The sequence below is a fragment of the Enterococcus sp. DIV1368d genome, from assembly GCF_050542975.1.
Classification (GTDB): Bacteria; Bacillota; Bacilli; order Lactobacillales; family Enterococcaceae; genus Enterococcus_D; species Enterococcus_D casseliflavus.
Genome location: NZ_CP172939.1, coordinates 1957251 through 1965000 on the forward strand (window position 1 = coordinate 1957251; position 7750 = coordinate 1965000).

The 7750-nt window shown below is 39.8% G+C and carries 6 protein-coding genes and 1 pseudogene (1 of these 7 running past the window's edge); 1 reads left to right on the forward strand and 6 read right to left on the reverse strand.

What is annotated here, in order from left to right; translation table 11 throughout:
• Positions 1–112: 112 nt before the first annotated feature.
• Both IGJ44_RS09115 and IGJ44_RS09120 read right to left on the reverse strand, forming a co-directional pair.
• A complete protein-coding gene (locus tag IGJ44_RS09115) occupies positions 113–1477 on the reverse strand; it encodes an FAD-dependent oxidoreductase (protein ID WP_005226235.1) in 1365 nt (454 codons plus the stop codon).
• Complete coding sequence (locus IGJ44_RS09120; protein ID WP_205821523.1) at positions 1474–2943, reverse strand: helix-turn-helix domain-containing protein; 1470 nt, start codon at positions 2941–2943, stop codon at positions 1474–1476. The genes IGJ44_RS09115 and IGJ44_RS09120 overlap by 4 nt, the downstream gene beginning before the upstream one ends.
• A 162-nt stretch (positions 2944–3105) precedes the next feature.
• Here IGJ44_RS09120 and IGJ44_RS09125 point away from each other — a divergent pair.
• Positions 3106–4208 (forward strand): annotated as a pseudogene (locus IGJ44_RS09125) (SLC13 family permease).
• Positions 4209–4340: 132 nt separating this feature from the next.
• On the opposite strand, the gene IGJ44_RS09130 reads toward IGJ44_RS09125, so the two are convergent.
• From IGJ44_RS09130 to IGJ44_RS09145, 4 genes are all read right to left on the reverse strand, one after another.
• On the reverse strand, positions 4341–5054 hold the full coding sequence (locus tag IGJ44_RS09130; protein WP_142974303.1) for a methyltransferase domain-containing protein: 714 nt from the start codon (positions 5052–5054) through the stop codon (positions 4341–4343).
• The gene (locus IGJ44_RS09135; RefSeq protein ID WP_167827427.1) at positions 5055–6062 is read right to left on the reverse strand and encodes a zinc-binding alcohol dehydrogenase family protein; all 1008 of its coding nucleotides are present in this window, start codon (positions 6060–6062) and stop codon (positions 5055–5057) included. It lies immediately after the preceding gene.
• A 74-nt stretch (positions 6063–6136) separates the two neighbouring features.
• On the reverse strand, positions 6137–7198 hold the full coding sequence (locus tag IGJ44_RS09140) for a hypothetical protein (protein ID WP_060793107.1): 1062 nt from the start codon (positions 7196–7198) through the stop codon (positions 6137–6139).
• Positions 7170–7750: the 3' portion of a hypothetical protein gene (locus IGJ44_RS09145; RefSeq protein WP_005226241.1), read on the reverse strand. It continues 331 nt past the right edge of the window; the window shows 581 of its 912 coding nt (coding positions 332–912); its start codon lies beyond the right edge, outside the window — the gene reads right to left on this strand; it ends in the stop codon at positions 7170–7172. Before IGJ44_RS09145 ends, IGJ44_RS09140 begins: the two co-directional genes overlap by 29 nt.

Below are 7750 nucleotides of genomic sequence, written 5' to 3' on the forward strand. Positions count from 1 at the left end.
CCTGGTTTTAATACGCGATACCTTTCATCGTGCCATCGCTATTTTCTCCCGAATAACGTCAATTCAAAAAAATAAACCTGCGATCATCGCAGGTTTATCAAGACTTACTATTTTACTTTAACAAGCCATCAAGGGCCAATTGATTCAAAAAGTGCAGTGGAAATGAGATGGTTGGATTGAAAAAGTAATCCATTGTTGCTAATTGGTGCAAGGTCGTCTTGCTATTGATCAAGGTTGAGATCGTATTGATGATCTCCAAACTTCCACGATCACTCGTAATGATTTGTCCCCCCATGATCACTTTCGTTTGCTGATCAAAAATCAGTTTTAACGTTACTTCAAAATCCTCATCTGTCGCGAAAAATGTCCGAGAATGAAATGTTTGCGTCACTGAATCTACTTCAAAGCCGTAATACGGTGCCTCGGTCTCATTAATACCTGAACTGCTGACGAAATAGCCAAACAATTTACTGACGACGGTCCGTTGCATTTTTGGAAAAGGAATTTTTGTTGTTCCCCGTTCATTTGCCAATAAATTGGTGGCAGCAACGATCCCGGTGCGGTAAGCATTCGTTACTAAAGGAATATACAAGGAGCTATCCGAATGATTAAATGGGATCGAAACAAGGTCCCCAATTGCATAAATCGCTGGGTCAGACGTTTGCAAATACTCATTTGTCGATACCGTGCCATCCAGATTTAGTTTTAGAAAATCTTCTACTAACGCGACATTTGGACGTGGATTGACAGCATAAACAACCACGTCAGCTTGAATCTTCGTTCCATTTGACAGCTCAATTCCTTGATAATCGCCTTTCTCATTTTTGATCGTATGAGCGACATTGCTATTAAGATAGATCTGCAAATTTTTAGGAAAGCGTTCCATCAAAATTTTGGCAATTTCATGATCAAAATAACGGAACAACAGCGTATCCATGCGATCGATCAAATGAACGGCTTTTTGTTGTCCGCTTAAAGATTCCGCTAATTCGAACCCGATCAGACCAGCGCCGACGATCGCAACGGTTTGGGCATTCTCGATTTTTTCTAATGCTTGCTTTGATTGACCAATGGTTTTGTAGGTCGTTATATGTGCTTCGACATCTGAGGCAAACTCCGAACGGAAAGTACTCGATCCCATCGCCAAAATCAAGCCATCATAACTCACTTCATCTTCTTGCTGATAAGATTCCGTTGATGTGACAAAATGAACCGTTTGTTCTTGCGGAAAGATTTTTGTGACTTCACTGTTTAGCATCACATTGATTCCTTCTGAAAGAAGTTCACTGGCAGTTGCCGTTTTGGAATCTTCCAAACGCTGAATGTAACCTTCCAGTACTAAATTCAAACTGCTGGCAACATAACCAAGAACGCTTGATTTTTCTATAATTATCACATCGACTTTTGGGTCAACTTTTTTTAAATGACGGGCAGCAGCAATTCCTGCATGAGAGCCTCCAATAATCACTATTCTCATATCTTTTCCAACTCGCTTTCAAGGTTCTCATTTCGTATTTCATCCACGATTTGATGAAGCCGCTCTTCTTCAAATGGGGTTGCACCACCTGTTAAAATCAATCGTTTTTTATAACGATAGCCTTCCGAGATCTCAGAATGATCAACGATCAATAGATCATAGTCCTTCTCCTTTGTCCCATCGAAGTGAATATTCGGATAGCCAGCCAATTCTTTGATCAAAAAGCGCCGTAAAAAGCCACTGCGTAATCGTGATTGAGTCAGCAAAATGCCTACTGTAAATGCTTTTTCCTGTTTTACTTGAATCCATTGACGGATCAAAAGCAATTCATTGGTCAAATGCTGCTTTTTCTCAAGAGAAAAGGACTGGTTTACGTTTTTCTCCAACTGTTCGATTGCTTGCTGTGCCACTTCTATCAAGCTCTCATTCGCAACACTTTGCGGCTGAAATTCAGCAAAGGCAATAATGCCGCCATGAATATACAACGCTTGGATCGTCACACTCGTCAAGAAGACGCGCAATTCCGTAGAAGTTTCTGTAGTCTTTCTTTCACTATCACCAATGGCTTGCAGCAGCTCCGCATTTAACGCATCGATCTCTTGGAAGAAAAGTGATTTTTGCAAGGAGTCATCCAGTGAAGGGCGAATCAAGCCTTCAGCTAATAAAAATAAATAGAAATATACCGTTTCATAATCGCTCCAGGATACGGCAAAACGACTGAGATAGCGCCCTAATATATTCCGCAAAAGCTGGAACATCGCTTCATTTTCCAATGACTTCAACAATGGATACGAGGCTTCATGCTGTTGCGAGCCGCGATAATCAAAACGGGCTTCCATAATGCCTAACCAAAGCCCGACTTTCCAACGCTCTGCTTGACTAAACGTTGTCTGCAACTGTTTTTCAATGACTCGAATCAAATTGTTGATGGCTGGTGCATTCAAGCGAGCGATCAATTCTTCATTGGGATAACTTTGTGAAAAAAACTGATAATAGAAAAAGCGAATCTGTTTTTCATCCCCAATCAATTTTTTATTTTTTAATTGGATGTCGAATTCTTTCAATAACTGATTGATCGCTTTGAATCGACGAAACAATGAAGCTTCACTCAACATCAGTTCTAACATCATTTTCGTCGTTGACTCATCTCGATGAAAAAACAAATACGACAATATCTGAAAATCGATTGCTTCTGAAAGATAGGCATAAAAAAATTGCTTCAGGGAAAAATCAAGAGGCAATACCAATTGCACTTGATCATTTTCTGAATAGATCAAAGCTGCGTCTTCATGGAAAGCAGCTAAATTTTGATGAAGATTTTGAAGTTCTTTTTGCAAAGTGGGCGCGGAAATGGATAACGTTCTTGCAAGTTTTTTATAAGAGACTTCTGAGCCATTCTGAAAAAAAACAGCCAAAATTTGAAAATGTACCTGCTGATTTTTTTCAAGCAGCTGCATCACATTCATTCTTGAACCTCCTTCACCTTTCACATACTAATTTCCCAATTAATGAGTCGTTTGTCAACTATAAAAATTGCCTGAATGTCTTTGAGTTCGATGGAAAAAGCGTTATTTATTGTTCCTAAAGCATAGGAATGGTAAAATTCTTGAGAAGAAAGGTGGTGAACTATGGGAAAACGAATGTTAGCATTTTTTCGAACGGATCGATTATTTTCGATTTCCCTGCTACTAGCACTTATTGCGTGTTTTTTCGGCACCTTCCGTTGGTCGTTTATTGACTTTAAAGTGATTTTATCACTGTTTGGATTAATGTTAGTAATCAATGGGTTAGAAGAAGCTGGTCTTTTACGAGCATTTGGACAAAAATTAGTGGAAAAAAGTCGCAATCTGCGTGACTTGATCCGCGCAATCGTCTTGCTAAGCTTCCTCAGTTCGATGTTTTTAACAAATGACGTGGCTATCTTAACTTTATTGCCCATCTATTTACTCTTAACGAGGAAAGAACAACAGCACACTAGTGTCTTATTAGGCGCTATCTATTTGATCGTAGCAGCCAATTTAGGAAGCAGCCTGTTTCCATTTGGAAATCCGCAAAATCTATTTTTATTTTCTTACTATCAGATTTCGCTGCCACAATTCATGTGGACTACCGGCACCTTTGTGGGACTTTCATTACTATTACTCCTTGTTTCGATCCAGCTCATCCCAAAGACTCCATTGGAAATCGCCCTGCAAGAAGAACCCTTTGAAAAAAAGCCAGCGCTGCTTAATGCAGGATTATTTGTCCTTATGATTCTTGGTATTTTTAGTGTTCTCCCTATTTCAATCGTCGTGCTTGTCGTCGCAGCCGTGGTTTGGTTTAGCAATAAACGATTATTTGCAAAAGTTGATTATCGGTTACTACTTACCTTTCTCTGTTTCTTCTTGATCGTCGGGAATATTCAAGACCTATCTCTGGTCACCGATCACATCCGACCGTATTTTCAGGAAACGCATCGCGCTTTTTTAGGTAGTATTTTACTCTCCCAAGGAATATCTAACGTTCCAGCAGCAATTTTGATTGCTCCTTTCACCGATTTAGAAAAAGCCGTTCTTTTGGGCGTCAATGTTGGTGGTTTGGGTACATTGATTGCTTCTTTGGCGAATTTGATTGGGTACAAATTATTGAAACAAGCCAGACCAAAAGAAGCGAGAACGTTTCAAAAGCTTTTTTTATCGTCAACATCGTTTTTTTACTGTTATTAGGCAGCATCGTATACCTTCTATTGTAGCAAATTCACTGTAAAACGAGATTCCAGCATAAGATGTTTCCAGTCAGCAGCCAAAAGAAGCCTAGCTCCTGTACCTGTTTCTTGATCTTATGTCAGAATCTCGTTTTTTTGATACCCATTGTGTGATTTTACTTAAGCTAAAAGAAGCTCAAAAGTGATTTTCGTTTGGCTTTCGACAGTCAATGCCTCACCAAAGACATGTTGAACCATTTGTTGCCGTTGTTCCAATGAGTACTCCTCCTCAAAATAAAGATGAAATATTTCTTGATCGATCTCCTCCTTCAAAATATACTCGAATTGCCGACTCTGCCAATCGATCGCTTCTTCTGAAAACCACTTCTTGTACCAAGTGTTTAGGTTCAGGTCATTCTTCGCTGAAAGATTTTTTTCATATGGCTGAAACACGTTTTCTTCTTCTGTGATCATTCTTAGAATAATCAATTGATGGGCCTTTTTTTGAAACTGAAGCAATGTTTCCTTGTCTCTGACTGCTGGATTCATTGCCATAAAAATACAGGGCCAGTGCTGGTCTGCAGATAAAAAGTCTTTTTGGCTCTGCTGAACCAGATGGAGCTTGTTCATCGGATCTTCCGTCGTTTCTTCAATGATTTTTAACATTTCTTTTGAAAAATCAATTGCGTAATACTCATCTACATAAGGATAAAATGCTGAAATGTAGCGGCCAGTCCCCGCAGCAAAGTCAACGAAGGCCGATATCGGGAACACTTTCTGCTCCACCAAAAAAGCTGCTACCTCTTCGGCAATTTTCAATTGGGATTCTCTTTGAATCTGTGCATATTCTTGGGCAAATTCATCCCAAAACAGCATCGCTTCCTCTTCTTCCATCTAGCGGACGCCTCCAGTGATCACTGTCTTTCCTTTCGTTCCTTGCTCAACCGCTTTTGTAGCGAGCTTTAAGGTCTCGATGGTAATTCCTCCATCAAACGTTTGGACCGCAGTCGTATGGATCTTTTTGTCAGCGAGTAACGAGGCGATCCGTTGCAAAATGCTCCCTTGTGTTTCAATCATCAACTGAGCATCTGTTTTTGCGAACATATACTCCCAATAAAAATCGATGCCGAGGTTTTTAAATGGATTTAAATCTAGCGCTTCTTTCGTATTCACGATCATTCCGACTTTGCCAAACGGCAAGATTGCTTTCGTTAATTGTGGCAAATAGGCCGAGGCGTCATAAAAAATTGCAACAGCTGAAAAAGGCTCAGTGATTTGTTCAGCCAACGGCAAGCGATGATTAAGTACTTGATCCACTTGATTGTTTTTAAGCCACTGATCGTTCTTAGGACTCGCAGTGCCATAGACTGTCAATCCTGCCCATTTTGCTAGTTGCGCCGCAATTGAGCCAACACCACCGCTGGCATTGACCAATAAAATCGATCCATCATTCGCGTTTTCTTCAGGCACGTACCCAAATTTTTCAAAAAGCAATTCCCACGCTGTAATACTCGTTAATGGCATAGCTGCAAGATCGCCATCAGAAAAGCCGGCTGGTGCCTTTGCTGCGATCCGAGAATCAACTGTTTGGAACCTTTGATTCGCACCAGGTCGTTGTGTGGTTCCAGCATAAAACACCCGATCACCAACGGCAAAGCCATTAACTGCTGAACCGATTTCTTTAACGATCCCAACGGCGTCATACCCTTGGATCTGGAACGCTTCACTTAAAGCAGTCATTTGCCGTCTTTTTGTATCGATTGGATTGACCGAAACTGCCTGTACTTCCACCAATAAATCATTTGCTTGGCAATTGGGTATCGGAATTTCCTTTTCAATAAATACATTTGACTCATCTAAAGATCGTCCTTCATAAAAACCTAGTGCTTTGTTTTTCATCATACTGCTCCTTCCAAAAAAAAAAGTGCTGAATAGTTATAAAAACCATTCTAGCACTTTTAATGAATTTAGAACATTTATTCTTCACCTTCCACAACCAGCGGAACCAAAAATGGATAGCTTGTGAAGAAATCTAATAAGGATCGCTTCCATTGATCTGAATCAATCGTTAGTAAAGTGGACTCTGTATACAAATGAATCGTCAATCGTTGATTTTTATCAAGTAAAACAAGAATTTCGCCTTTGTTTTCTGTGATAAAATCATATTGCTGATTCTCCATTGTAATAATGAAAATTTGATCGAGAACTTCTGCTGCAACAGCAAAGTCCGTCTCCATATCGACAGCCAATGTTTGGGTATTGTCGATCAAGCTTGGTGAAACCGTAAAGCCTAATTCTTTTAAATGCGCCAATACCAAGTTGACATCATAATTAAAGAGCGACAGCTGATTGACCGAGAAAATATTCTCCGCATGCCATTGACTGATTAAATGCAAAATCTGTTCATCATTGACAACCACCGACTGGGAGTTTGAATTGATAGTCAACAATGGCAAATAATTAGATTGATACGTAGAATTGACTGGATTAAGTTTGAAACTAAACTCGAGCTCCTTTGTTTCTGTTAAACGAAAACGGACATTGAAATGCTTTGTCTTCCATGTGTCATAGTTATCAGTAGCAGTTAAATGAATCGTTTTTAATGGTTTCAAGAATTCATAGGCATAGTATTCAAGCAATGTCTTTTTGGCGATCACCGAAATATCTTGATCTGTTAAAATCAACTGGCGGTAATGAGCAAGCAATCCAGAAAAATCAGCTTCCATAATTGATTTTCTCAATTTTAAATCAGCTAGTTCGTTTTCGGCTTGCTCAATAAGCGATTCGATTCGTTGGTGATCTTGCGCTTTTACAGCATAATAATCATCTTCGTAGTCAGTTTCTTCTTTTGCTGAATCAAAAGAATCATCCACTACATTTCCACTATCTTCTACTAAAGGACCGTCATTCACTAAGTCCGTCGCATTTGTTGATACGTTTTCCTCGACTTCATTAGCTCCTTCTGTTTGGACCTCTAGAGTCGGTTCCTGCTCCAGCAGCTGTGATTCCTCAGGATTCGTCTGCGTTTCTTTCGTCAACTTCAGTCAGCTCCTTTCCAGTATAGTGAGCTAAGAAAGCCATTATTTTTGCCGTAAATTCATCAAATGATCCAAAAAAGGTATCAATTTGACGGAATTCTTTTTCCACGATTGCTTTCTTTAAGCGCAATGTTTGGTATTGCTGTTGCAGACGCTCTTTTTCAGCAAAAACCTCTTCGTCATTATTTGAATATCTTTCCCATTCCCGACGTTTGGCTTCTAATGCTTTTCGCTCAGAAGTCAACTGCTCTAGTTCTTCATCGATTTTTGTCCGATTGAAAAAGCCCTTTGACTCACTCAATTCATTTACAGATGCCGTAAGCTTATCGATCTGATTTTGGATTTCCTTTACTTCTGATAGGGCAGTGATCCGTTTGGCTTCCAGCTTATCCATTTGTTGTTCGATGGCTGTCAGCATCTCACGATCGCCTCGTTGAAACTTCTCCCATTCTTCGTCTATCTCAGGGATAACAAAAATTTCTGGAATGCTCGCATCGATACCAATCGTCGCTCGCTCATGATAATAGGTCCCTAACTTATAGTAATGCACGG

Excerpts from the sequence above, each read along its gene's own strand:
- IGJ44_RS09115 (WP_005226235.1), bottom strand. The coding sequence starts at position 1,477 with ATGAGAATAGTGATTATTGGAGGCTCTCATGCAGGAATTGCTGCTGCC.
- IGJ44_RS09120 (WP_205821523.1), bottom strand. The coding sequence starts at position 2,943 with ATGAATGTGATGCAGCTGCTTGAAAAAAATCAGCAGGTACATTTTCAA.
- IGJ44_RS09130 (WP_142974303.1), bottom strand. The coding sequence starts at position 5,054 with ATGGAAGAAGAGGAAGCGATGCTGTTTTGGGATGAATTTGCCCAAGAA.
- IGJ44_RS09135 (WP_167827427.1), bottom strand. The coding sequence starts at position 6,062 with ATGATGAAAAACAAAGCACTAGGTTTTTATGAAGGACGATCTTTAGAT.